The 22,452-nt window shown below is 50.9% G+C and carries 27 protein-coding genes; 16 read left to right on the top strand and 11 right to left on the bottom strand.

The features are described 5' to 3' along the window. The first annotated feature begins 122 nt into the window (after positions 1-122). Together HOM51_08000 and HOM51_07995 are read left to right on the top strand one after the other, a co-directional pair. The gene (locus tag HOM51_08000) at positions 123-596 is read left to right on the top strand and encodes a hypothetical protein (GenBank protein MBT5034448.1); all 474 of its coding nucleotides are present in this window, start codon (positions 123-125) and stop codon (positions 594-596) included. Positions 597-686: 90 nt separating this feature from the next. Next, positions 687-1,787 carry a flippase-like domain-containing protein gene (locus tag HOM51_07995; GenBank protein ID MBT5034447.1) on the top strand — a complete coding sequence of 367 codons (1,101 nt, stop codon included), beginning with the start codon at positions 687-689 and terminating at the stop codon, positions 1,785-1,787. Positions 1,788-1,833: 46 nt separating this feature from the next. Here the strand turns inward: HOM51_07995 and HOM51_07990 are convergent, their stop codons facing one another. From HOM51_07990 to hypF, 6 genes are all read right to left on the bottom strand, one after another. Then, a complete protein-coding gene (locus HOM51_07990; protein MBT5034446.1) occupies positions 1,834-2,301 on the bottom strand; it encodes a hypothetical protein in 468 nt (155 codons plus the stop codon). Positions 2,302-2,343: 42 nt separating this feature from the next. Beyond that, a complete protein-coding gene (locus tag HOM51_07985; GenBank protein ID MBT5034445.1) occupies positions 2,344-2,685 on the bottom strand; it encodes an AAA family ATPase in 342 nt (113 codons plus the stop codon). Positions 2,686-2,787: 102 nt separating this feature from the next. Next, on the bottom strand, positions 2,788-3,894 hold the full coding sequence (gene hypE, locus HOM51_07980; protein MBT5034444.1) for a hydrogenase expression/formation protein HypE: 1,107 nt from the start codon (positions 3,892-3,894) through the stop codon (positions 2,788-2,790). A gap of 18 nt (positions 3,895-3,912) precedes the next feature. After that, the gene (gene hypD, locus HOM51_07975) at positions 3,913-5,061 is read right to left on the bottom strand and encodes a hydrogenase formation protein HypD (GenBank protein MBT5034443.1); all 1,149 of its coding nucleotides are present in this window, start codon (positions 5,059-5,061) and stop codon (positions 3,913-3,915) included. Then, entirely contained in the window at positions 5,058-5,357 is a 300-nt protein-coding gene (locus HOM51_07970; protein MBT5034442.1) for a HypC/HybG/HupF family hydrogenase formation chaperone, read from the bottom strand. Before HOM51_07970 ends, hypD begins: the two co-directional genes overlap by 4 nt. Positions 5,358-5,409: 52 nt before the next feature. Further along, entirely contained in the window at positions 5,410-7,770 is a 2,361-nt protein-coding gene (hypF, locus tag HOM51_07965; GenBank protein MBT5034441.1) for a carbamoyltransferase HypF, read from the bottom strand. A 202-nt stretch (positions 7,771-7,972) separates the two neighbouring features. On the opposite strand from hypF, the gene HOM51_07960 reads away from it, so the two are divergent. The 12 genes from HOM51_07960 to HOM51_07905 all read left to right on the top strand — a co-directional run bounded on the left by HOM51_07960 (position 7,973) and on the right by HOM51_07905 (position 15,633). After that, on the top strand, positions 7,973-8,401 hold the full coding sequence (locus HOM51_07960) for a MerR family transcriptional regulator (protein MBT5034440.1): 429 nt from the start codon (positions 7,973-7,975) through the stop codon (positions 8,399-8,401). A 118-nt stretch (positions 8,402-8,519) separates the two neighbouring features. Further along, on the top strand, positions 8,520-9,770 hold the full coding sequence (locus HOM51_07955; protein MBT5034439.1) for a hydrogenase expression protein HypE: 1,251 nt from the start codon (positions 8,520-8,522) through the stop codon (positions 9,768-9,770). A 5-nt stretch (positions 9,771-9,775) separates the two neighbouring features. Continuing rightward, the gene (locus HOM51_07950; GenBank protein MBT5034438.1) at positions 9,776-10,060 is read left to right on the top strand and encodes a hypothetical protein; all 285 of its coding nucleotides are present in this window, start codon (positions 9,776-9,778) and stop codon (positions 10,058-10,060) included. A gap of 47 nt (positions 10,061-10,107) precedes the next feature. After that, entirely contained in the window at positions 10,108-10,419 is a 312-nt protein-coding gene (locus tag HOM51_07945) for a hypothetical protein (GenBank protein MBT5034437.1), read from the top strand. Positions 10,420-10,428: 9 nt separating this feature from the next. Continuing rightward, the gene (locus tag HOM51_07940; protein MBT5034436.1) at positions 10,429-10,716 is read left to right on the top strand and encodes a hypothetical protein; all 288 of its coding nucleotides are present in this window, start codon (positions 10,429-10,431) and stop codon (positions 10,714-10,716) included. Positions 10,717-10,720: 4 nt separating this feature from the next. After that, positions 10,721-11,041 carry a hypothetical protein gene (locus HOM51_07935; protein MBT5034435.1) on the top strand — a complete coding sequence of 107 codons (321 nt, stop codon included), beginning with the start codon at positions 10,721-10,723 and terminating at the stop codon, positions 11,039-11,041. After that, on the top strand, positions 11,038-11,310 hold the full coding sequence (locus HOM51_07930) for a hypothetical protein (GenBank protein MBT5034434.1): 273 nt from the start codon (positions 11,038-11,040) through the stop codon (positions 11,308-11,310). Before HOM51_07935 ends, HOM51_07930 begins: the two co-directional genes overlap by 4 nt. Positions 11,311-11,344: 34 nt before the next feature. Next, positions 11,345-13,228, top strand: a complete 1,884-nt coding sequence (locus HOM51_07925) for a nickel-dependent hydrogenase large subunit (GenBank protein ID MBT5034433.1) — start codon at positions 11,345-11,347, stop codon at positions 13,226-13,228. Further along, positions 13,212-13,901, top strand: coding sequence for a hypothetical protein (locus HOM51_07920; GenBank protein MBT5034432.1), 690 nt, complete (start codon positions 13,212-13,214; stop codon positions 13,899-13,901). Before HOM51_07925 ends, HOM51_07920 begins: the two co-directional genes overlap by 17 nt. Before the next feature lie 23 nt (positions 13,902-13,924). Then, positions 13,925-14,293, top strand: a complete 369-nt coding sequence (locus HOM51_07915) for a hypothetical protein (protein MBT5034431.1) — start codon at positions 13,925-13,927, stop codon at positions 14,291-14,293. A gap of 36 nt (positions 14,294-14,329) precedes the next feature. Beyond that, positions 14,330-15,115, top strand: a complete 786-nt coding sequence (locus HOM51_07910; GenBank protein ID MBT5034430.1) for a hypothetical protein — start codon at positions 14,330-14,332, stop codon at positions 15,113-15,115. An 8-nt stretch (positions 15,116-15,123) separates the two neighbouring features. After that, positions 15,124-15,633: a hydrogenase maturation protease gene (locus HOM51_07905; protein MBT5034429.1), complete on the top strand. Its 510-nt coding sequence runs from the start codon at positions 15,124-15,126 to the stop codon at positions 15,631-15,633. Between the two features lie 324 nt (positions 15,634-15,957). Here the strand turns inward: HOM51_07905 and HOM51_07900 are convergent, their stop codons facing one another. The 5 genes from HOM51_07900 to HOM51_07880 all read right to left on the bottom strand — a co-directional run bounded on the left by HOM51_07900 (position 15,958) and on the right by HOM51_07880 (position 20,251). Further along, on the bottom strand, positions 15,958-16,698 hold the full coding sequence (locus HOM51_07900; protein MBT5034428.1) for an ABC transporter ATP-binding protein: 741 nt from the start codon (positions 16,696-16,698) through the stop codon (positions 15,958-15,960). Beyond that, the gene (locus HOM51_07895) at positions 16,691-17,740 is read right to left on the bottom strand and encodes an iron ABC transporter permease (protein MBT5034427.1); all 1,050 of its coding nucleotides are present in this window, start codon (positions 17,738-17,740) and stop codon (positions 16,691-16,693) included. Before HOM51_07895 ends, HOM51_07900 begins: the two co-directional genes overlap by 8 nt. Before the next feature lie 75 nt (positions 17,741-17,815). Further along, positions 17,816-18,913 (bottom strand): ABC transporter substrate-binding protein, encoded by a 1,098-nt coding sequence (locus tag HOM51_07890; GenBank protein MBT5034426.1) that lies wholly within the window; start codon positions 18,911-18,913, stop codon positions 17,816-17,818. Between the two features lie 167 nt (positions 18,914-19,080). Beyond that, complete coding sequence (locus HOM51_07885; protein MBT5034425.1) at positions 19,081-19,695, bottom strand: glutathione S-transferase family protein; 615 nt, start codon at positions 19,693-19,695, stop codon at positions 19,081-19,083. A 28-nt stretch (positions 19,696-19,723) separates the two neighbouring features. Further along, the gene (locus HOM51_07880; GenBank protein ID MBT5034424.1) at positions 19,724-20,251 is read right to left on the bottom strand and encodes a hypothetical protein; all 528 of its coding nucleotides are present in this window, start codon (positions 20,249-20,251) and stop codon (positions 19,724-19,726) included. Positions 20,252-20,491: 240 nt separating this feature from the next. Here HOM51_07880 and HOM51_07875 point away from each other — a divergent pair, with 240 nt between their 5' ends. Together HOM51_07875 and HOM51_07870 are read left to right on the top strand one after the other, a co-directional pair. Continuing rightward, positions 20,492-21,541 carry a sel1 repeat family protein gene (locus HOM51_07875; protein ID MBT5034423.1) on the top strand — a complete coding sequence of 350 codons (1,050 nt, stop codon included), beginning with the start codon at positions 20,492-20,494 and terminating at the stop codon, positions 21,539-21,541. Positions 21,542-22,048: 507 nt separating this feature from the next. Next, positions 22,049-22,452 (top strand): DUF4102 domain-containing protein (locus tag HOM51_07870; GenBank protein ID MBT5034422.1); only part of this gene is annotated, 404 nt, incomplete at its 3' end.

The raw sequence follows: 22,452 nt of genomic DNA, 5'->3' as shown, positions 1-22,452 counted from the left end.
GTTGCGCTTGGGGCGCTGCGTGGCGACAGAAGAATTCAATTGATAAAAAATGTAAACTTAAATACCTTTTTACATTATCGATGCTGAAATCTAATTCAAGCCTTCTGAGGGGATGATTTGCAATGTTACGAATAAATTTTATGGCACTAATTGCCGCAGCTTTTTTGGGCGGACTATTGCTCACGTCACCTGCCATGGCAAAGGATTATAAACTGGTCGTGCAAATGAGCAGCAAAAACGAGAAGGCTCAAAAGCGGACACTTCAACGCATTGGGCAGTTATTAAAAGCCTTAAAGGGAGAGACGGTCGAGGTGGCGGTCGTGGCCATTGGCCCTGGATTCAATCTTGTCGCCAAATACGCAGAAAAGAAGTTTATTTCAATCGGTACCACGGATGGCGGCATGCATGTGGAAGCCGTGAAAAAACTGATGAAGAAGGGCGTTGTATTCTTTGCGGATAAAACGACCGTAAAGATGATGGGCAAGCACGGCATGCCGACTGAATTGATCAAAGGGGTCAAGCTCGTCCCCAACGGCGCCGCCCAAATCCTGAAATTGCAGGATGCAGGCTACCATTATCAGGCGATGTTCTTTTAAAAGGCAGCCAGACGTTGAAGCGGGGAATTTAGATGTCCGAGGCCTAATTCTTGGACATCATCTCGCGCATAGTATGGTCACACAGTTGCCATGAGTAAGCCTGTAAAATCTCGAGGGAAGCGGAGCGCCGTGTGGTTGGCGTGGACCGGTGCTGTCGTCGGTTTGCTCGTCCTCGCCTACTTGCTGCGCAACTTCAGCTTTACCCGATTTGTTGATGTCGTATCTGGGGCCAACCTGTGGCCACTTCTCGTAATTCCCTTTGTCATCGCTGGTGAGCAGGTATTTAGGGCCGTCAAATGGGGGTTTATCTTAACACCAATCCGACGAGTCGGTATTTGGCGGATGTTTTCCGCCCTCATGGCTGGGTATTTTTCAAACCATTTTTCACCTGTCCGCATTAGCCCGTTGGTACGCGCCTGGCTGGTCGCCAAGTTAGAAAACATTAGCACCAGTTCGGTTCTTGCGACCATTACAATAGATCGGATCGTTGACGGGTTTGTCTTTGTTGCTCTTACTTTTGCCGCCGTTGCGTTTTTGCCTCTTCCGGAGGCGCTTGACCCGGTTCGCACGACCCTTACTTGGGGCGCAGCAGGTAGCTTGGCCATTTTTATCGCCCTTAGCGGGGCACTTATAGTCCTGCGGCGAAAAATGGGATTAATTGCAGGTTGGAAAATTTTTCAGCGACTGCCCGAACGTATACACAGATGGCTGTCCAAAATAATGGTCTTGTTCGCAGAAGGGATCATTCTACCAGATCAAAACGGTCGGCGTTGTGCAATCATACTGGCCGCGATCATCATTAAATTGTTTGCGGCGAGCCACCTATTTTTCGCTGGCCTGGGTTTCGGTGTCGAACTTTCTTTAAGCCATTATCTTTTTGCGATGATCTTTTTAGGCTATCTGGTCATCCTGGCGGGTAGCCTCAAGATTATCGGCGGGTTTACTGCCGGTGCCATTTTCCTATTCGGTGAGTACGGAATCGATGCAGAAACCGCGCTTGCCATGGTATTCGTGCTTAAAGGTTTCAGCTTTCTGACCGTCGCGGTAACGGGGGCAAGCGCGATTTGGTACTATGGTCTAGACATAAAAACATTGGTGCGTCGGGCGGAGGACAGCGGTGCCGGAGAACAATCTCCTGTCTCTGCCCCCTCTCGTGACCACGCAGCAGACACGATCAAGACATCGACTTGAGAACCATCCTTCAGAGGAAGTCTTCCAAATTCAAATTAGCATCGATCTATGATGGTTTGTTCGGTTCTCCCGAATTCGACACGAGGCATTTTTTATGAGCTTGGACATCGACCCTAGGCGAAATTTCAAGCGCATACAGTTTCTGTACGATATCTTCGATTTGCCGCATTCCGGCGCAATCGGGCGCATAGTCGAACGGACTACTTTCCGCGCGCTCGGCTTCCATGAACTGCTCTTCATAAGGAACAGTCCCTAAAATTGGTAGACCGTGCCCGTTGCAAAAGGAAGTAATTGCCTCTTGGTCGGCGTCGCTCTGAACCTTGTTGGCGACAACAAACGTGTGCGGGATTCCCAACTCGTCGGTTAGCTCACAAGTCCTAGCGGCGGCCTCAAGCGAACGATAATAGGGCTCCGCCACCACCAGCATAACGTCTACGTTCTGCGCCGTACCCCTTTTTAGGTGCTCCAGTCCGGCTTCCATATCTGTTACGGTATGCTGACCGTAGCTCGTCATTTCGGCAATCAATCCACGGACCGCCCTGTGTGATGCGCACATTCAGCCACTGCCGGCGCTACCGTGCAATGGCCTCCCCATGACAATTAATTTGACGCCATCGGGTGCCGTCGCCGCATACGTACGCATCACGTCATCCTCGCTCATGGTCAACGAGAGGAAATCTGGACCGTCCGGATTGGGCGTTCGTTTCATGAGAGTCGGCGGAATGTAATTAATCTGGTCCGAATCTTGACGGCGAATTCCAAGAGTCAGCGCAAGATTCGGATTATGGTCTCCATCTATCGCCAACAACGTGCCGCTGTCGCGTGCCATTATTCGGGCTAATGTTCCGGCTAACGTGGTTTTACCCGAGCCGCCTTTGCCGACCGTCGCTATTTTCATGTTCAAGCCTCCAAAAAGTGCCGCTAGATGCCAAGAATGTATCTATCCTAACGTCCTGCCTCAAAATTCCCAACTCTAATTTCAAACCTCGACTAATTCGCGTTAACAGATGCGCGGCAATTGCTCGCCGGCAGGCATATCCACCACACGTTCACCGCCAAGATTTGTTTCCATTACAACCATACCGGCAGGTTCTTCAACAACCCGGCCAATTTGTACGGCCCCTTCCCCCGCCTCGTCTCGGCGCATTGCCGCAATCACATCGTCTGCTGCATCTGCGGGCACGATGGCAACGAGCTTTCCCTCATTGGCCAAATAAAGTGGATCAAATCCCAATATCTCGCAGGTTCCCTCGACAGCCGGATGGAACGGAATCTTGCCTTCTTCAATACGAATTCCAACTTCTGACGCCAAGGCAAATTCATTTAGCACCATCCCAAGTCCACCGCGCGTCAGGTCGCGCATGCAGTGAACGCCAGGAGCAATATCGAGCACGCCCGCGATCATTCCATTCAGAGACCGGCAGTCGCTGATGATATCTATGTCTAGCGCCAACTCGCCGCGTGCGCCAAGAATTGCGATGCCGTGATCGCCAAGTGTTCCATTGATAATTATAGCATCCCCCGGCTTGGCGGCATCCGCCTGAATGCGCATGTCTTTTTCGACGATTCCGATCCCTGCCGTGTTAATAAATACTTTGTCGGCAGCACCTCGATGCACAACTTTGGTATCGCCTGTTACAATACTCACTCCTGCAATTTCGGCCGCCGCATGCATACTTTTGGCGATTCGTCGGAGATCGGAAACTAAAAATCCTTCTTCGATGATAAATGAAGAAGACAGATAAAGTGGACGCGCACCGCCAACGGCTAAATCGTTGACCGTACCGTTTACCGCCAGGGTTCCGATATCACCGCCCGGAAAAAACACCGGATCGACGACATAGGAATCTGTTGTGAACGCGAGACGGGAACCATCGGAGATTATGGCCTCCAATGGGATCGCCGCCTGATCTTCAAGACGATCAAGGATCGGATTGCCGAATGCGCCCAGGAATACGTCTTCGATGAGGTCACGCATGGCCTTGCCGCCGCCACCGTGAGCAAGCGTAATGGTATCGCCCCTCACCTTACCGCGTCGGCGCCGCATATTTTCTATTTTACTAAGGATGGGGTGGCTTGAAGCCGCGCCACGATGGTCCTCACTCATTGTGAATGCCCACCTCGTTCACGCGCGTCTAGCCTGCGGCGTTTCACTGTCAGGAGGCGACAAGCGACCATATCTATAATAAGCAGCGCATGCTCCTTCGGATGACACCATACATGCGCCAATCGGCGTTTCCGGCGTACAAGCGGTCCCAAAAACTTTGCATTCCCAGGGTTTCAAGACACCCTTAAGCACCTCGCCACACTCACACGCCTTGGGGTCTGCAACGCTTAATTCCGGCACGGGGAATTTACGCTCTGCGTCAAAGTCCTGATAGGCCGCCCGAAGCTTCAGCCCTGAATCGTCCAGAGACCCCAACCCTCGCCATTCGAAAAACGCGCGCGGCTCGAAAACTTTCTCGATCGCATCCATGGCAGCCCGATTGCCGTCTTCTAAGGCAACACGCTTATATTGATTTTCGACATCGACGCGGCCATCGACGAGTTGCTGCACAACCATCCAGATGGATTGTAGAATATCCAAAGGCTCAAATCCCGAAACGACCATTGGCTTCGCGTACGTGCGCGCGATTTCCTCATAAGCCGCCGCACCAATAACCATGCTGACATGGCCAGGGCAAAGGAATCCCTCTATGTCCAATCCTGGGGAATCTAAAATCGCCTGCATGGCAGGTATAACTGTGATGTGGTTGCAAAAAAGGCCAAAGTTTTTGATGCCTTCGGACTTCGCTTGCAAAACTGTCAATGCAGAACTTGGCGCAGTTGTCTCGAATCCGAGAGAGAAAAAGACCACTTCACGGTCCGGGTTCTTGCGCGCAATTTCAAATGCATCCAAGGGCGAATAGACAATCCGCACGTCAGCACCTTCCGCCTTGGCCTCCAATAAACTTTTCTTCGAACCGGGGACGCGCATGGTGTCTCCAAAAGTCGTGAAAATAACTTCTGGGCGCTCGGCGATGGAAATCGCATCATCAACGCGACCTACCGGAAGCACGCAGACCGGGCATCCCGGTCCATGCACGAGTTCAATGGTATCTGGTAGCATGTTCTCAATCCCGTGGCGGAATATGGTGTGGGTATGGCCACCACAGACTTCCATGATTTTGTATGGCCCGGATGCACGTGTAGGTAATCTGCTTGCTGAGTCATGGATTTGACGGATAAGGGCTTTGGCACCGTCTGGATCACGAAAGTCATCAACGTACTTCATGACCTTTGTGCTCCTGTCTCCGGCGTCGCATCTCGAATTGCCCCTAATTCCTCTTCAATGCTGCCTAACTCTTTATATAAATCGAGGGTTTTTTGGGCTTCTTCCTCATCGACACGGCTCATCGCGAACCCCACGTGAACCAGCACCCAGTCCCCGACGCAGTCTTTGGCAGGGCGGTCATCGGACACCACACAGGTAATATTGATCGTGCGACGGACACCATTAAAATCAGCCTTTGCCAGATTGTTTTCGAAATCGGTGATCTCGACTATCTGACCCGGAATTCCCAAGCACATTGTTGTATACTCCAAACTGGCTTTCGACTGAACGGCTGCCTTTCCTACGCAACTAATTCCTAGCGGACCGAGCCGCCGCCACAACTGCTTGCCCAAGAGACAGACCTCCATCATTGCATGGAACAAATGAATGGGAAAGAACCTCCATGCCTTGGTCCTTAAGAAGATCCGACACCAATTCAAAAAGAGCTACGTTTTGAAAGACACCGCCGGAGAGAGAAACCTTACCCTTCCACGGGTCGTCGTGAAGTTTGCGCAAGGTATTGATCGTTTCCACAACCGCAACTGCGAGGCCACAATGAAACCGTGTAGATACTTCGGAAATATCAATCGACTGTTCCAGGTCTTGCAGTAAAGCCTCCCACATAGGATGCGGATCAAGGGTCAGCAGACCGTTGCCGCCTTTTTCCCGTATGCTAAATCGGTATGCGTGTTCCGACGGCTCAGCAATGTCATTCCGTCCTATTGCTGTTTCAAGATCAATAGCTGCCTGTCCTTCGTAGGACACCTCGTCACGTAGCCCAACCACGGAAGACACAGCATCAAACAGTCGTCCGGCGGCACTGGTTGCGGGCGCATTGACACCGCTTGCGACCATTCCGGCAAGTTGTGCAACGGGACGGGTACTTAAGCGCTGAAAAAAATCCACAGACGGAAAACGCTTATTCAAATCTTTCCAATCAAACGCGGTGGACAAGTGGGCGTAAGCCATCCGCCACGGTTCGCGGATGGCTTTCTCACCGCCTGGCATGGGAACGGGGCTAAGTGTTGCCAGCCTGTGGGCAGTGATATAATTCGCCGACAAGAACTCACCCCCCCAAAGAGTTCCGTCAGGACCTAACCCCAAGCCGTCGAATACGACCGCCAGCACCGGTGATGTATCTAGCGGCAGGAGGTTCTCTGCCATGCACGCAGCGGCATGGGCGTGGTGGTGCTGAACGCGGGTTAGTACAAGCCCATTACTGTCGGCGATGTCTTCAGCGAACTTGCTTGAGGCCATATCCGGATGAAGGTCGGCTGCTAAAACGTCTGGGCCTTCGCCCAACATCCCTAAGTAAAGGTTTAAGGTATCACGATAGGCCAATACAGTCGCCGCTTCCTCGAGATCTCCTAAATGCTGAGAAACGACAGCCTTTCCAGTCCGCGCCAGGCAAATAGTTGATTTTAGTTCGCCGCCAAAAGCCAACACGCTAGGGGCGTCCTCAAACCCCGGCGGCAGGGGCAGGGCTGCGGGCACGTACCCGCGCGCGCGCCGGGTAAGGCGCGGTCTCCCGGCAATCGAGCGCACCACCGAATCGTCCACTCGGTTGATGATGTCGCGGTTGTGGGTCAAAAACCAGTCAGCGACATCACTCAGGCGTTCACGGGCCTCGTCGTCACGAATTACCTGTGGTTCATCGGAACGGTTACCACTGGTCATGACCAACGGACCGTCCGCTCTCTCCATCAACAAGTGGTAAAGCGGCGTACTGGGCAGCATAAAACCCAGCGTTCGCTGGCCGGGCGCAACAGAAGGTGCCACATTCTCAGGACCATGCGCGGCAAGTATGACAATCGGTGCCTCGGGGCTCTTGAGTAGCTCTGCTTCTGCTGGAGAAACGGCACAATATCGCCGCACCATGTCTAAATCCCTACCAAGTAAAGCGAAGGGCTTTTCGTACCGATGCTTACGTTGCCGTAGACGGTCTACGGAAGTCTCGTCCGTTGCCAAGCACGTTAGCTGATATCCGCCTAATCCTTTTACGGCAATGATTGCGCCGTCTTTAATCCTCTCCTGGGCGACTATGATGGGATTGCTCGTGGTTTCATCTCGCCAGTCTTTCGCACAAACAAACCGGAGCTGCGGGCCGCACGCGGGGCACGCATTGGGTTCGGCATGGAACCTTCGGTCGCCGGGCGTTTCATATTCCCCACGACAAAGAGGGCATAAAGGAAAGGCGGCCATGCTGGTATTTTCGCGGTCATAGGGAAGGTCTCGAACTATGCTGAGGCGTGGCCCGCAATTGGTGCAATTTGTGAAGGGATAGCGATGCCGTCGATCTGCAATATTGAACACCTCCCCCATACAATCGGGGCAGGTCCCAGTGTCTGGACCAATGCCGGTCCATGCCCCGCCGAATTCGCCGTCTACGCTCGGAATAATTTGAAAGCCACTTTCCAGATTTTCTTGATAAAGTGACCGCTCTAACCGGTCGATGCGGGCGAGGGGAGGTGTTCGATCACAAAGGATTTCCACGAATCGGTTGATGTCGACAGCGAGGCCTGCGACCCGAATTCGAACGGCTCCGCCGTTATTTTGCACATTGCCCCTCAGTCCCAATTCTTGCGCCGCTCGGAACACAAAAGGCCGGAACCCAACACCCTGGACGATACCATGAATGCGAATTTCCTCAGCCGGAAGCTGATCGTTTATAGGTACCAATCCAGACAAGGTATGACGCCTCCTACTTGAGAGAGAATGCGGGTGATACGCATATCCACCACCGTAAAAATAGGACGGCTACGGGTCAATTGACAACCGCATCCAGAGATACCGATATGGAGTCGGAAAAGGGTGCGACCGGGCGTCGACTTATGTATCTTTAATTCTATGCGGAAATTGAGGAGAGGTTAACATGCTACGTATCGGAAAATTTGCAGCAAATTTGGGGACCACGCCCAAGACCATCCGGTACTACGAAAAAATTGGTCTGTTGAAAACACCTGACCGAACAGATCAAGGATACCGGATGTACGATGCGGATACTGTGAACAGAGCAAAATTGGTATTCGGACTACGCAGGCTGGGCCTGTCGATTGACGAAGTATTGGATCTACTTACAGATGAAGAAGAACCCTCTCTCAGAAAACGCACCATGGCCCTGCTCGATTCTCATATTCGCGAACTGGGCGTAACGATTAGCGTCCTTCAGGGCCGATTCGATGATCTTTCTTCCCGCCATAGCGCGCTATTGGCATTACCGAGAAATCACCCACCTGACTGTATTTGTGGGGCTCTTTATGTTCCTTGTACGTGCGTGAGAGATGCGAAAAGTACGAGCTAACTGTTCTTGAAATTCAATTAAAATCTCCTGTGTTTTCCTATTGACCTTGACCTTATGTCAAGGTTTAGACTTATCGTCTGAACTGGAATTATACGGTCTTAGGTTTTAGGGGAAAGACATGGCGACTGTGGAGACACCAGCGTCCGGCAGCAAGCATACCCCAATATTTACACTTGAAGACGGGCCAATCACGGAAGTTCATGCCTTTTGGATGGCGGGGATGAGTTGTGACGGTTGTTCAATCGCGGCCGTTGGTGCCCAACATCCCAGCGTCGAACAGCTCATTTCTGCGGCAATTCCGGGCCTGCCCAAAATCATCCTGCATCACCCTGTCTTATCGGTAACGGCGGGTGAAGCGTTCATTTCGAATTTTCGTCTGGCGGCGGAAGGAAAGCTTGGGGCACCCTATGTCGTTCTTTACGAGGGCTCTGTCGCGGATGAAAGTATTGCCGAAGCCTGTGGCGGATATTGGTCTGCCATGGGTAGTGATATTCTGGAAGATGGTACCCATAAGCCCATTCCCACCGCAAGTTGGCTTGAGCGACTAGCGCCGGGCGCGGCCGCCGTCATTGCCGTCGGCACTTGCGCCACGTGGGGCGGGATACCTGCCGCCATCGGAAACGTCACCGGTGCCATGTCGGTCATGGAATTTCTAGGTAAGGATTTTCTGAGTGCGCTCGGATTGCCGGTGGTTAATATTCCAGGCTGCGCACCTGTCGGCGATAATATCACAGAGACCATTAGTTCGGTTTTGATGTTTCTTGGAGGTGTCGGGCCTTTGCCCCAGTTTGACGAACTTGGTCGGCCGGCGTGGATGTTCAACGAAACCGTGCACCTTGGTTGCGTTCGTGCGGGAAGCTATGAAGAAGGTGACTTTGCGGAAGAATACGGTGATTCGAAATGCTTGGTGGAACTCGGCTGTTGGGGGCCGGTCGTTCAGTGCAACATGGTGAGTAGGGGCGCCATTGGCCATACCGGCGGCTGCATGAATACCGGCGGAATCTGTATCGGCTGCACCATGCCGGGATTTCCGGATGCATTCGCCCCGTTTTACAAAAAACCGCCGGGGGCGACCTTGTCGGCGTTTGTGGCCCGTGTCGGGGGTGGTTTTATTCGACCGTTGCGCGCGATCACCCAGCGCAACAACAACAAGCACCGGCGATGGCGTGAATCCGGCGAAGTTCCCAGTGGCTGGGGCAATGTAAAAAATTCAGGATGGTTTGATAACACGGCGAGCTATTTCTATAAAAAGCTTCAGTTCGCAGGCACTAAGTTCCGGCCCGGTTCAACCAAACAAAAACAGCTTCAGGCGGAAGCCCACGATAGCATCCAGCGCGCGCAAGCCAAAAACCGCCAGGCAGCGGAGTAAATGTCATGACAGAACCCTGGATTATCGGTTTTTCCATTGCCGCATTCGTCGTTGTCGCGGCGGCGCTTCTTCTGATCATTATTATTTTACAAGCCCGGCGCATTGCTGCACTTGCAAAAACAGCACTTAGCGTTGTCGCTGAAATTGAAGAAAATACAAACTCGATTTGGGCGATCAACCAGACCAATAAGGTCGCGAAGGATTTGTTGGGTGGTGCCGGGGCCATTGAGGAGAACGCCGGGGCCATCGTCTCAGCGCTGAATGCGGCAGATCAGAAGAAGGCATCGTGATGGAAGCCTTCGGATGCCCATTACGTGTCGCGTATAGGAGAGAATAAATGTTGGAGGCATCGACGGTCACACTATGGTGGGTCTCCTTGGGGCTAGGCGTTGTCGTTAGCCTCGTCGTTTCGCTGTTGTTGTGGCTTATTCATCGCGAAGCCCAGAGCATCAACGCGGTCGTGTCGCAAATATGGACGACAGGCCAACGCGTTGCCAACAACACCGTTCATATACCTACGCTTTACCGAACTGAAGAAACCGTGGCCGCGATTTTGGTGCGGGCTGGACGCATCGCGGAAGGTGCGGCGACGATCGAAGCGCACGCGAATGGCTGTCCGGGCTGTCCGCAATGCATGAAGAGCCACTAGGAGGACATAATGACCACACTTACACTTCTGACGGCAATTCTGGTCTTGGCCTTTTTTGTTATTCTTGCCTACAGCGTGTGGAAAATTTCAATCGTGTTGGAATCTATCGGCGGCAACGGCGATAGCTTTCTTGCAAAACTCCGGTTTGGTCTGCGCGCAATTGAAATGGAAACCAGCCACTTGGGGCCAGAGGTGACAAAGATTAATGCCGGATTGACGGATATAGCAGGGGGCCTCGGCGCCATCGACAACCACCTGACGGGCACTATTGACGCCGTTGTAAAGCAGGGGAGCTAGAACAATGGAACCGGTGACAGCCTTACCTGTTATGGTTCAAGTAATTTGGGCGGTTACGCTCGGGCTCGTGGTCATCGTTATCGTGCCACTGGCGATTTATCTGCTTCGTCGGCTTTTACGCGCGGCGCGTGATATCGAAGGGTATACTGCGGCCATGCTGACCGCCGGCGTCGGGATCATGAATAATACGGCACCGATTACGGCACTTAATGATACCATTGCGGTCGCGACAAACATGGTCGAAACGGCCGGTAATATTAATGACCATAGCGCGACCATAGCGCAGGTTTTGGCAGAACGGGCTGGAAAGGAGAGCGCATCATGACCAATATACTCTTGATGCTGACGCTGGCGGTAATCGCTGCGGTTGTCCTGGTGTTGGTCGTTTATCTTCTTGGCGTTATTATAGCGCTCTGGAAAACGATTAGAAATTTGTCAAATCTTGCCGGAGGGTTAATTGCCATCCGCGACCAAACGGACCCGCTGCCGGAACATCTTAGTGCGGTCAATGGCGGGCTTGTCGAATTATTAAACAGATTACTCGCCGTTAACGGCAACTTGGCGGCAATCGTCTCGGTTGCGAAGCGACAATAATTCCGCGCCAGGGAAAAAATTTACGGAGGCCTAAATGTGTTTTGAAAACCTACCCATCGACTTCGACGAGAATGGAAACGCCTTTCTTAAGCCGGGAATTAAGGCCCCCTTTGCCTATGACGTTGGAGAGACCCAAGATCGCGAAGAACGCCTCAAGGAAATAGCGCGCAAGAACGGCCAAATCAGCGACATAGACTATGATCCCGTGACCCGGGTTGCCGGCGCACTGGCATTTCATAGCACCGTTAATTTACAAGAACGTAAAGTTCTCGATACAAATTCGATGGCAACTTTGTTCCGAGGCTACGAAGTCATTCTACGTGGGCGTGACCCCCGGGACGCGGCATTTATCAGTTCGCGGGCCTGCGGAGTCTGCGGCGGTGTGCATGCAACCGCTTCGGCGCTATCGATCGAAATGGCGCTTGGCATTAAACCACCACCCCTGGGCATCGTGGTTCGAAATTTGCTGCTGAGCTGCGAATATCTATACGATAACCCACTGCATTTATTTGTGCTGTCCGGACCTGATTATTCGGAATCCTTGGTTAAGGACACCAACCCTGAAATTTGGGAAAAAGCGGTTAGCGCTAAAACAAAATTTAGTGATGTACACGGCTATGCGACCATTGCTGAAATCATGACCGACCTCAATCCCCTTTCCGGAAAATTGTATCTTGAGGCCTTGACGATGACGCGCGTTGCGCGTGAGGCATATGTTTTGTTGGGTGGCAAATACCCCCACCCGGAAACGGTTATCCCAGGTGGTGTTACCACCATGATCACGCTAACAACGCTCAACGAGTTCTATATAAAACTTCACCGGTTTTTTGATTACAGTAAAAAATGTGTCGGCATTTGGGACGACATTTATGATTTCTTTTATGAATGCGACCCAGACTATCGTGACTGCGGGCGGTTACCTGCGACGATGGTGGATTTTGGTCAGTGGGATCACGAAGATTACTACGATGCAACTTATGAAAACTGTAATGCGTGGGGCGAGAAACGGTGGTCGACACCAGGTGCCGTTGTTGACGGCAAATTGGTGACAACCCGTCTTCAAGATCTAAACGTCGGGCTGGAGGAATTCATCGAACATTCCTACTATGAAGATTGGAATGATTATCCCTTTAAGACCGATCCGCTTGGCGCACCTTTGAGCCCAAATCATCCTTGGAATAAAACGACAATACCGAAACCAGGAGCACAAGACTGGAAAGAACGCTATTCCTGGTCGACAACGCCGACGTGGGATCGAAAAGTTTTTGAGGCCGGTGCCTACGCACGGGTCTACATCTCGGCCCTAGCTCAAAAATTGCCTGAGAGCGACTATATTAAATCCACCGGTAAAAGCTTGATATTGAATGTTGGCAAGGGCCCGGACCTTCCTGCTAAAACGCTTGAATGGAAGGTTCCGGATGTATGGAATACCTTTGAACGCAACCGGGCACGTGCCTACGCGGTGGCTTTCAATGCGATGGTAACGCTGGAAAACTGGACGCGGGCGCTCGATCTCATGAAACGTGGCGAAACTAAAGTCAGCACACCATTTGAAATCCCCACCAAAGGCCGATTCATTGGCGCGGGTTTCTGGGGAGCGGGCCGTGGATTTTTATGCCACCACTGTGTTATCGAAGACGGTGTTCTGGCCAACTACCAAATCGTCACACCGTCCACCGTGAATGCGTGCCCGCGTACTCCGTGGGGAGAGCCGGGGGCATATGAACAAGCCGTTCTCAATTCCCCGATTCTGGAAGCCGACATTGATAATACGGATGCATTCAAGGGCATTGATATTCTTCGGACGCTGCGTAGCTTTGACCCCTGCATGCCATGCACCACCCATGTCATGGTTGAGGGGACAGACCATGTCGTCTCACGCGAAGTAACGACCTGTGCCTGTGGAATCGACGCATAGCAAAAATGGCGAGCCGGATTCCGACCACCACATCTTGATCGGTGTCGTCGGGGCAGTTCCGGTTCTGGAATGCCACCCCCTCGGCCCGGCGTTATTAGAGCGCTTGGGAGCACAGAACTGGTCGGGTCGGTCGGTATCAGTCGAGGCTCTCGTTTGGGGCGCGATGCACGTCGTGCAGCAATTTCAAGAAACTCCGAACCAATTCGATCGCGTGGTTCTTGTTGGCTCGGTCCAACGTGGGGATGCACCGGGAACAGTTACGAGCTGGCGTTGGAAAGGCGGCCCTGTCGATATTCCTACGATTCAAGACCGAATTTTTGATGCCGTTACTGGCATCATCAGCCTTGATCACTTAGTTCTGATCGGAGAGCATTTCGGCGTCTGGCCGAAAGAACTATTCCTAGTTGAAATCGAATTGCCCGAGACATTGTTCGGGGAAATCGCCGCCAATTACGGCACAGAAAATGGCTCCCGATCAATTGACAATATAAGTTTTATGAAACAACTTGGATTTGATCCCAAGGATGTTATTCGTCAAATTACGGATTCGGCTCGATATGCGGCGCTCGGTTTATTTCCTGCGGGCGATGAGCCCGGCTTCAAAACGGCAAGGGCCCTTACGCCAGCAACACCGGTCTGTTATAATGCGTTTGTTGGGACGGACGCATCGTAATCCCAAAGTAGAAGGAGAACGCATTGGATATTAGGGCAGATACATTTGAAGGAGAACCTGTTCAGCGGTTGATGGATCGCGATGAGGTTCTGCAGATTTGCTACTGGTACCAAGGGGAAGGCTTTGGCGATACCTTTGCGCCAGATGACGTGTTGCCGTTTCTCAATTGTGATGTGTCCGACATACGCGCCGCCATGGACGATCTTTTGCAACGCGGTCTTTTGGAACACGCAGACAAGCAGAAGGATCGTTACAGCCTATCCAAAATTGGGAAAAAAGACGGCGGTCGCCTTTTCGCAGATAGCTTTTCGGAATTTCAAAAAGGCGCACACGGAGAGTGCGACGCGGGCTGCTGCGATGGAGACGACCATTCCCAATGCGCGCACGACTGACCCCTTGCATTGTTTAGGGCGAGAGCGCCGTCGGCTATGAAAAAACCTCCGTGTTCACCGTCACCCGTCGAACAAGATCCGTTACAAAAGGCTGGCTTTCGAAACAACGACGAATGGGAAGAATTGCTGGCGCGGGCCAATCAGCAGATCCAAACTCTCGAAGGGCTTGAAGAAGGCGAGATAAAAGACACTGTATTTTCTCTTCTTAATGACCTTGATGCTATCCACCGTGAAGCTCTCACACGCCTCGTCGCTCTCTTCAAGGATGGCGTACTCGAACAGGTTGTCACAGACCCAGCGATTCACACCCTCATGGAAATTTATGGTCTCGCAGGAGATTTTCCCGAACCCGGCGAAATGACGACGGGACCTGTTCCTGCGGATAATGTCTCCCCCATACCGGTTGCCGATAATTACGTCTTTAACAAGCCGCTACCCGTCGTTGCGCCGATCCAAAAAGCCGCGGGCGCGTCGGCTTTCCCGCGTTGGGTGCCGGTACTTGCGGGCAAACATGCACTTAAATCGGGCAAGGCACAGCTTCTGGTCGTTGACGATCAGCCGATGTATATCGCCCTTGTAGAGGATGATCTGTTTGCCATTGACGCGCACTGTTTCATAAACGGCCAATTGATGGCAGGGGCGGAATTAAACGGATACACCCTAAGCTGCCCCCTGCATGCGGGTTGCCACTATGATGTTCGACAAGGAAGCCGCCTCGCTGCGCCCGGGTCGATTGATTGTTTTCCCATCAAAATCAATGATTCCGGAAACATTCTTATCGGATTTGAAATGCCGTTTACGCCGCACCTTCCGACGTTCTGAGATATTTCGTGTCGAGAGACGATAAAATTCTTATATGCGGAGTCGGCAATGTGTTGCGTGCCGATGACGGTTTTGGTGTGCGCGTGGCGCACGCTCTAATGGCGCGTGATGACCTGGGCTCTTCTGTCAAAGTCATTGAAACCGGCATTGGGGGCATGAGCCTCGTGCAAGAATTAATGGATGGCTACGATGCACTTCTCCTGATCGATGCCTATACCCGCGAAGGAGAACCGGGCCAACTGTATTTTCTTGAACCGGAAATCCCTGATACCGATTCAATGGGCGTACACGAAAAACGTTCCTATTTTGCCGATACCCATTACGCCACACCAATCCGCGCCCTTGCACTCGCGTCACAAGTCGCGGAGCTGCCTTCGGTTATTCGAGTACTTGGATGCGAACCACAAAACTGCGATGACATGACAATCGGCCTCACTCCTCCGGTTGAGGCTGCGATCCCAGCAGCTATTGAAATGGCACTGGATTTTCTCAATAAAATTCTGCGGCCCGGAAGTTAATTTCTGAGGAAATTGATTGATAGCCGAATGCGTATTTCTTAGCGCCGTCCGATTTGTTACCGAAGTATGCAAATTCTACTCAAACGCGATGGTGTCTCGATATCCGGAGATCTGTTCCGACACTGCTTATAACTGCCTATAGTAAATTTCATCACTGCTATCGGGAACAGCAATGCGTTTCAACTTCATATCAAATTTATGACATTTGGCTTCACTGCAGATGGGGTGAATTCTCTTAGGGGCGGCCAACGAGCTATCGCGCAAGCCGACAAACGGATAAGCCTCGGACAGAGCAGGGTTTCTAGATCGAGCCCCCAAACTAGGCTACGAGAATATCGGGACAGTGGTTGTTACCACTCTTCCTTCGTGATCTATAGAGACGTTACGGATCGGCATGCTGTAGAGTTGTTCCAAATTAACATCGGTCATTACGTCAGCGGTTGTGCCAAACTGAAAGTGGTTGGCGCTGTGCATTAACAGTACCTTGTCAGCGAGATGGATGGCGTGCTGTGGGTAATGTGTGGTCAACAAAACCGTAAGCCCGTGGTTCTTGGCGACGTCGCGTAGTGTCCGCAGGATTATATTCTGATTGTAGAAATCAAGCGCCGAGGCAGGTTCGTCCAGAACAAGGACATCGCATTCCGATGCAAGCGCTCGGGCCATCAGCACCAGCTGACGTTCTCCGCCGCTAAGTCTATCGAACGGACGATCTTCGTACGACTTTAAGCCCAGATGGTCGATCATTTTATGGGCGATCTCAAAATCGTGCTTACCCGGTACACTAAACAATCCAATATGTCTTGCACGCCCCATTACCACCATATCCAGAACCGAGTAGGGAAATGCGGACTGGGCATTTTGTGGGACGTAGCCAATATTGCCCTGAACATGAATATTGCCTTCATTAGGTTGGAGTAAACCTGTAATGATCTTGAGCAGCGTTGTTTTACCGCGGCCATTTGGCCCAATGACGGCGACGATATCTGCGGTCTCGACACGGAAATTATGTGCGCGAAATATCCAGTCTTCTGCGTAACGGAAGCCTGCATTCTGACACTCAATCATTTTGCCAACCCTTTGCCTGCGTACGGCGCAGCAAGATCGCAAAAATTGGCGCGCCAATGATAGCGGTGATGATACCAAGAGGAATTTCAGCGGCGATTGACGCCCGGGCAAAATTATCGACCAGAATAAGATAGATCGCTCCGATCAAGGCAGAAGCAGGCAACAGCACACGATGATCGGGGCCGACCATCATACGTGCGACATGTGGGATAACCAGGCCAACCCATCCGATAATACCAGCTGCAGACACGACGGCGGCACTAACAAGGGCCACACATACTAAAATGATCCAGCGGGTTTGTTCTACGCCAATACCGAGGCTCTTAGCCTCTTCGTCGCCCAACGACAAAACGTTAATCCTGAACCGCAAAAAATAAATTACCGCACTCGCAATCGTCACCGGGATGGCGACCAAGGTCACTTTATCATAGCTTGCCGACGCAAAACTTCCCATCAGCCAGAATACGATTGCCGGCAATTTGTCGTCTGGGTCGGCGACAAATTTCACCAGAGAGACGAGCGCCATAAAGAATGCACCCGTGACAACGCCGGAAAGGACAAGCATGAGAATGGGAGCCCGGCCATTCATACGGCTAATGAAATAGACGATCATGATCGCCGCCATGCCAAATATAAAAGCCAGACTGATTATGAGCAGAGAGCTTTCGGACAATAAAATTCCAAGCGCTCCACCAAACGCCGCACCCGAGGAAACACCAATAATTTGCGGCCCAACGAGGGGGTTTCGAAATACTCCTTGTAGTGCTGCTCCTGATATGGCGAGACCGGCGCCAGCGACCAATGCAAGAATTATTCGCGGCAATCTAATCAGCTCCACCACCCTTTGCTCCACACTTGTCCAATAGGGATCGATTCCTGAGAACGGCGAAAACAAGATACCGATGACGTGTGTAATGGGTACGGCGTAGCGGCCAACGATAAGCGAAAAGAGCGTGGTTAAGATCAAGACTATGGTGAGCGATAACCAGAACGCCGGAAAGCGCGCCGTTCGCCACAAATCTAACGAAAACGTTTTACTCAGAAATGTCACGCAACAATCCAATCACACGTGCAATGCGAACTGCGGCCTAGTCCAAATACAGCAGAAAGAAGGTGCCTACTGACGGGTAAATATTCGATAATTGGCTGCGGTCCCGTTCATCTTCATTTTGAGAATGGCGTCAATATCACCATCGCTTAGTCCCTGACCGTAGATAAATCGGTATTTCTCGTCCATTACTTTGCGCAATGGCCAGGAAAATTTCTCAGGGTGAAGAACCATACTAAGCCATAGCCACGTGAGCGGAGATTCTTGGTTTGGCGGATCCCATCTGTAACCACCGAGCGGCATCTTGTAGACACGCTTGTTTTTCACTGCGCTGACATCGGCGAGAAGCGGATTATTGTATACGTCTTTTGGTGAGAGCTTACGTTCGAATCCGTTTAGTAATATGACCTCTGGATTCCAAGCTATGATTTGCTCTGCACTAACGACGGCGAACATGCCAAGACCGCCCGCCGAATTCTTGCCTCCAGCAAGATTGATATAAAAATTATTGTACGACTTTCCGCCGGCAACCCGCAGTTTTGAAAGGTAATTCATAAAATAAAGGACACGTGGACGCTTGTCCTCCGGTATTCCAGACGTGTGCTTGGCGAGCATCGCGCGAGTATCGTGACGCCATTTGATCATGGCGTCTGTCTTTTCTGATTTTCCTAACATGGCGCCCATCATCTGGAGCCATTTAATCGTAAACGCTTCTTTACCGATACGAATTGAGGCGACTTTCATCCCAGCATTTTCAATCGGTTTAATAATGTCGTCCCCCAAGTGTGACCACTGAAATACGATATCAGGATTGAGAGAGAGCAATTCCTCAACATTAGGAATGAACGTGAAACCCTTGCCTACAATATTGCTGGTGATATTGAGGGCATCGGGGAAAAATTTTTGAAGAATATTGCCCTTGATCGCCGTCTTAGACAAATGATGCATGCCCACCAGACGTTTGGTTCCCCCGTCAACCGCCATAAACATCGACGCGGCTGGAATTGGGATCGTCACCACGCGTGTGACTGGTTTATTAAGCTTGATAGTCTTTTTCTTCTGATCCGTGAACGAAATGGGGGACTGTGCAATTGATGGAACCGCTGAGATTAATCCGACAGATAAGGCCGCAGCGGCAATTCCTATATGGTATTTATTTTGCAACATGATTTTTTAACCCCTCTTGTTTTGTTTGATTTCTCACCATTTCGTTGAGAGTTTCCGCTATCCGGAGCATCATAAAAATATAGCCTATTTTATATCCATTTTGTCCACATGTTTTATTTTTGCACTTCACCTGCTATCCGAAATCGCGGTGTAGAGTTATTCGGAGTTCAGGAAACATCGAATGGCGCATCACGAAACGCCGGAAGATTTTCGCACTTCGAAGTAATTGTGGCGAGGGTCGGGTATATCGCGCCGTCCCACAAATGAGGCCGCATCCTTTGGATGTATGTTGTTGTAATGGTTGATATAATTTCGGATTGCGTGAGGCGCTCACCGACGGACCATTCCCAGCTCTGAACGATGTTTTCTAATGCAGAGAGCCCAACAGCCGACTGACGATCAAAACGAGACGTGCGTTCCGCTATTTGTTTTTCTACCGGCCGGTTTTCTTCGGCAACCGCATTCATTACCCGTTCCAGGGTACCCGTTGCATACGCAACGAGTTGCAAGACAAGTTGACGCGTGGGTGCATTCATCGGCAGCAATGCCCTGTCTGGCCCGACCAAGGCATCAATATGATCAAGAATTGCAGCGCTATCAATAAGCGTACGTCCATCATCCAAGATCAGTGCGGGAACTCGGCCAAGTGGGTTGTGTTGTTCGATATCCGGCATCTCGGAAATGAGGGAAAGGGGTTTCGACTCAAAGGGAATATCGAGATAGTGAAGACTAACCGCCACACGACGGACGAACGGCGAAATGTAACGACCGATCAGAACCATTGGAAAAACGTCCTCTGGGCTAGAGTCATTAATCGGTTATCTGGATAACATTCACGAGATCAGCGGGATCTTGAGGCAGGACGCGTTCCGACATTTCAAATTGGAGTTCGCGAAATTTGGCAGACTCCTCGGGCGTCGCGAGATTTTTCATTTTCTTGCGCTTGATATCAATGAATTCAGGACGCACAACACCGGGTTTTACACCCAATTCTACAGACTTATTATCGCATGTAATCCGGAAATAATAAGATCCGAAGGCGGCGATCGAAATCTCATCGCTGGGCGGAATGTTCTTATCGACCGTATATCGTCCATTCGTTACAACACGCCCAACGAGTTCGAATGCGTCTTGCGCGCCGGGGCCAGGAAAAGCGGTCAGAACTGATAGCGACTCCCTCGCCGGGGCGCCACCCGGAACCAAAGCCTCAAAGCCCCTTTGTATGACTTTATATGTAATAGAAAGCCCGCAAATTGATCCACGACCATGGTATTTTACGAGATCATCAAAACTCAACCTCAGTTCATCACCGCAGTCGCTAACGAATAAATCATTCATTATTTCCCCCGACGTTCGCCCTATGAAAAAATAAACGCTGGTGTTTGTGGTCAATATTCCACACAGACAACCCTGATCTATCTCCTTTGTGTATGTCATATCACGGTATTCAACAACGATAAAGTGTTGCCAAATCATATCGGCTTTAAGGTCATTGTCAGAGCGTCCGGCAGTGCGACTGGGCGTCGACTTAAGCATCTCGTCGTTGACCGTCGTGGTCAGTGCCCTTGGTGTCGTCCTATGAGAAAACTGACCACATCCTTTCTAGTGACATTTGCCATTCTTTTGGGAAGCGCAGGGGAGAGTTTGAGTGCCGATTTTAAGAAGGGTGTAACCGCATACAAGAATGGAGACTATGTAACCGCCCTACATGAACTTGAACCTCTAGCAAAACAGGGGGACGCTGGTGCTAGTACAATACTGGGTGGAATGTTCACTTTCGGAAAAGGTGTTCCACAGAACTATAAAATTGCGGTGAGGTATTACTTGGTTGCCGCGAATCAGGGAATCGCCTTTGCTCAGTACTCACTAGGAAATATGTACAGCAACGGAGAAGGTGTTCCACAGGACTATGAGACAGCGGTGAAGTGGCACACGTTTGCGGCGAATCAGGGACATGCCCGTGCCCAGACTAATCTGGGCGTAATGTACTCATTAGGACGGGGTGTAAAGAAAGACAATGTCTATGCCTATAAGTGGGGGTGTCTTGGTGCATTGAATGGAAACATTAATGGCGCAAAGTTAAGTGATTTTGTTTCGAATTCTATGACCTCTTCACAACTTTCTAGGGCGAAACGACTTTGCCTTAACTTTGTTCCTGACCCCCCCCCCACTGACCGAAACCGTCAAGCCCCCCCCCCACTACTGATAAAAAAGAAACCCAAGTCCAATAATCCTCAGTTCATGAAGGCTAAATTGGATAAGGAAAGCAAAGAGGCGGCGTTTAAACTTGGATTATCAAATTTTGCGTGGGAACCAATTGAGTGTGCTGCGTTTTATGCCATTGGCGCGGAGGGTTTTAACAGGGCTGGGCAGAAAAAAAACGCGAAGAGAATGAAGAGTTTACACGAAGAATTACTCGGGTTTGCGCGTTCGCTTATCCCACCAAAAACCGTTTTAGCGAGGTTAAAGTTGGTGATGACTAAGCAAATTGACGAAGTTGATGGTGATTACAGAAACATCAGAAATAAGTTTCTAATAATTTGCCCTGATGAGATGAGGCGTGGGACGCGCACAGAATACATTTATCCCAACGATTTCTCCCAGGCAGCTCACATGCGCAAGCAATAGGATTTATTTTAATTTTTTCCCGAGAGCCTCTTCGATATTATGCAAGGTACAATGCGTCAAACCCGCGTGGCTGAGAATAAGCCCGTAGCCGACGCACCGGAACCCAAAACACCAAAGGCCCCTTTCAGAGGTTACCCGCCTCAATAGCGATCTAATCACTTCTGTGAGCCGATTTCAGGGCTGTGAGGATGTGTTTGCGAGCAATAAGGCAAACAAGGTCTATATGTCCATTTATCGGCTCTGGTGCTTCCTATGTGCTCCCTAGAAGAAAAAGGGGCTAGCGATAAAATCGCTAACCCCTTGTTTTAATTGGCTCCGGCGGCAAGACTCGAACTTGCGACAAGGTGATTAACAGTCGTATGGTCTATCATTTCATACCGTTTCATCCTGCTACATTTCTCTATACAAACCTTGTTCAGTAGGCGCTTCATGGTTTCATAGCAGTTCTTGCCATTTCACCTGTTTCCATCTATTTTTGTAACCCAATTGTAACCCAAGGGAAACGACGTGCCAAGACTAATGGAAAAACCACTCACGGCGATGGCCGTTGAGAAGCTGAAGCCAAAAGACAAAAGATATGATGCTTACGATGCTACCGTACGTGGGCTGGGTATCCGTATTGCTGTGAGCGGCACCAAAACATGGTTCGTGATGAAGCGAGTAAATGGGAGAATGGTTAGGTCTTCCGTTGGTCGGTATCCGTCTCTATCGCTTACTGATGCCCGAAGGAGGGCTGTCGATATAATTTCGCAAATGGAAGATGGCACCTTACCCCGTGCGGGAGATGCTAACCGCTTTGATCAAGTATTTGAAGAATGGTTAAGGCGAGACCAAGGAGGAAATAGAAGGCGGCGGTCTGTTGAGTTAGCGCTTCGTAAACACGCATGTCCTGCGTTTAAGGGCATGATGGT

The organism is Rhodospirillaceae bacterium (assembly GCA_018660465.1).
Taxonomy (GTDB): Bacteria; Pseudomonadota; Alphaproteobacteria; order Rhodospirillales; family JABJKH01; genus JABJKH01.
Note: the sequence above shows the minus strand (reverse complement) of the source record. Positions and strands in the feature narration are given on the sequence as shown.

What these genes read in the sequence shown, in the direction of transcription:
- HOM51_07945 (MBT5034437.1), top strand. Translation starts at nt 10,108, where the DNA reads ATGTTGGAGGCATCGACGGTCACACTATGGTGGGTCTCCTTGGGGCTA.
- HOM51_08000 (MBT5034448.1), top strand. Translation starts at nt 123, where the DNA reads ATGTTACGAATAAATTTTATGGCACTAATTGCCGCAGCTTTTTTGGGC.
- HOM51_07985 (MBT5034445.1), bottom strand. Translation starts at nt 2,685, where the DNA reads ATGAAAATAGCGACGGTCGGCAAAGGCGGCTCGGGTAAAACCACGTTA.
- hypE (MBT5034444.1), bottom strand. Translation starts at nt 3,894, where the DNA reads ATGAGTGAGGACCATCGTGGCGCGGCTTCAAGCCACCCCATCCTTAGT.
- HOM51_07940 (MBT5034436.1), top strand. Translation starts at nt 10,429, where the DNA reads ATGACCACACTTACACTTCTGACGGCAATTCTGGTCTTGGCCTTTTTT.
- hypD (MBT5034443.1), bottom strand. Translation starts at nt 5,061, where the DNA reads ATGAAGTACGTTGATGACTTTCGTGATCCAGACGGTGCCAAAGCCCTT.
- HOM51_07970 (MBT5034442.1), bottom strand. Translation starts at nt 5,357, where the DNA reads ATGTGCTTGGGAATTCCGGGTCAGATAGTCGAGATCACCGATTTCGAA.
- HOM51_07910 (MBT5034430.1), top strand. Translation starts at nt 14,330, where the DNA reads ATGAAAAAACCTCCGTGTTCACCGTCACCCGTCGAACAAGATCCGTTA.
- HOM51_07960 (MBT5034440.1), top strand. Translation starts at nt 7,973, where the DNA reads ATGCTACGTATCGGAAAATTTGCAGCAAATTTGGGGACCACGCCCAAG.
- HOM51_07925 (MBT5034433.1), top strand. Translation starts at nt 11,345, where the DNA reads ATGTGTTTTGAAAACCTACCCATCGACTTCGACGAGAATGGAAACGCC.
- HOM51_07880 (MBT5034424.1), bottom strand. Translation starts at nt 20,251, where the DNA reads ATGAATGATTTATTCGTTAGCGACTGCGGTGATGAACTGAGGTTGAGT.
- HOM51_07935 (MBT5034435.1), top strand. Translation starts at nt 10,721, where the DNA reads ATGGAACCGGTGACAGCCTTACCTGTTATGGTTCAAGTAATTTGGGCG.
- HOM51_07995 (MBT5034447.1), top strand. Translation starts at nt 687, where the DNA reads ATGAGTAAGCCTGTAAAATCTCGAGGGAAGCGGAGCGCCGTGTGGTTG.
- HOM51_07950 (MBT5034438.1), top strand. Translation starts at nt 9,776, where the DNA reads ATGACAGAACCCTGGATTATCGGTTTTTCCATTGCCGCATTCGTCGTT.
- HOM51_07875 (MBT5034423.1), top strand. Translation starts at nt 20,492, where the DNA reads ATGAGAAAACTGACCACATCCTTTCTAGTGACATTTGCCATTCTTTTG.
- HOM51_07885 (MBT5034425.1), bottom strand. Translation starts at nt 19,695, where the DNA reads ATGGTTCTGATCGGTCGTTACATTTCGCCGTTCGTCCGTCGTGTGGCG.
- HOM51_07955 (MBT5034439.1), top strand. Translation starts at nt 8,520, where the DNA reads ATGGCGACTGTGGAGACACCAGCGTCCGGCAGCAAGCATACCCCAATA.
- HOM51_07990 (MBT5034446.1), bottom strand. Translation starts at nt 2,301, where the DNA reads ATGACGAGCTACGGTCAGCATACCGTAACAGATATGGAAGCCGGACTG.
- HOM51_07900 (MBT5034428.1), bottom strand. Translation starts at nt 16,698, where the DNA reads ATGATTGAGTGTCAGAATGCAGGCTTCCGTTACGCAGAAGACTGGATA.
- HOM51_07890 (MBT5034426.1), bottom strand. Translation starts at nt 18,913, where the DNA reads ATGTTGCAAAATAAATACCATATAGGAATTGCCGCTGCGGCCTTATCT.
- HOM51_07930 (MBT5034434.1), top strand. Translation starts at nt 11,038, where the DNA reads ATGACCAATATACTCTTGATGCTGACGCTGGCGGTAATCGCTGCGGTT.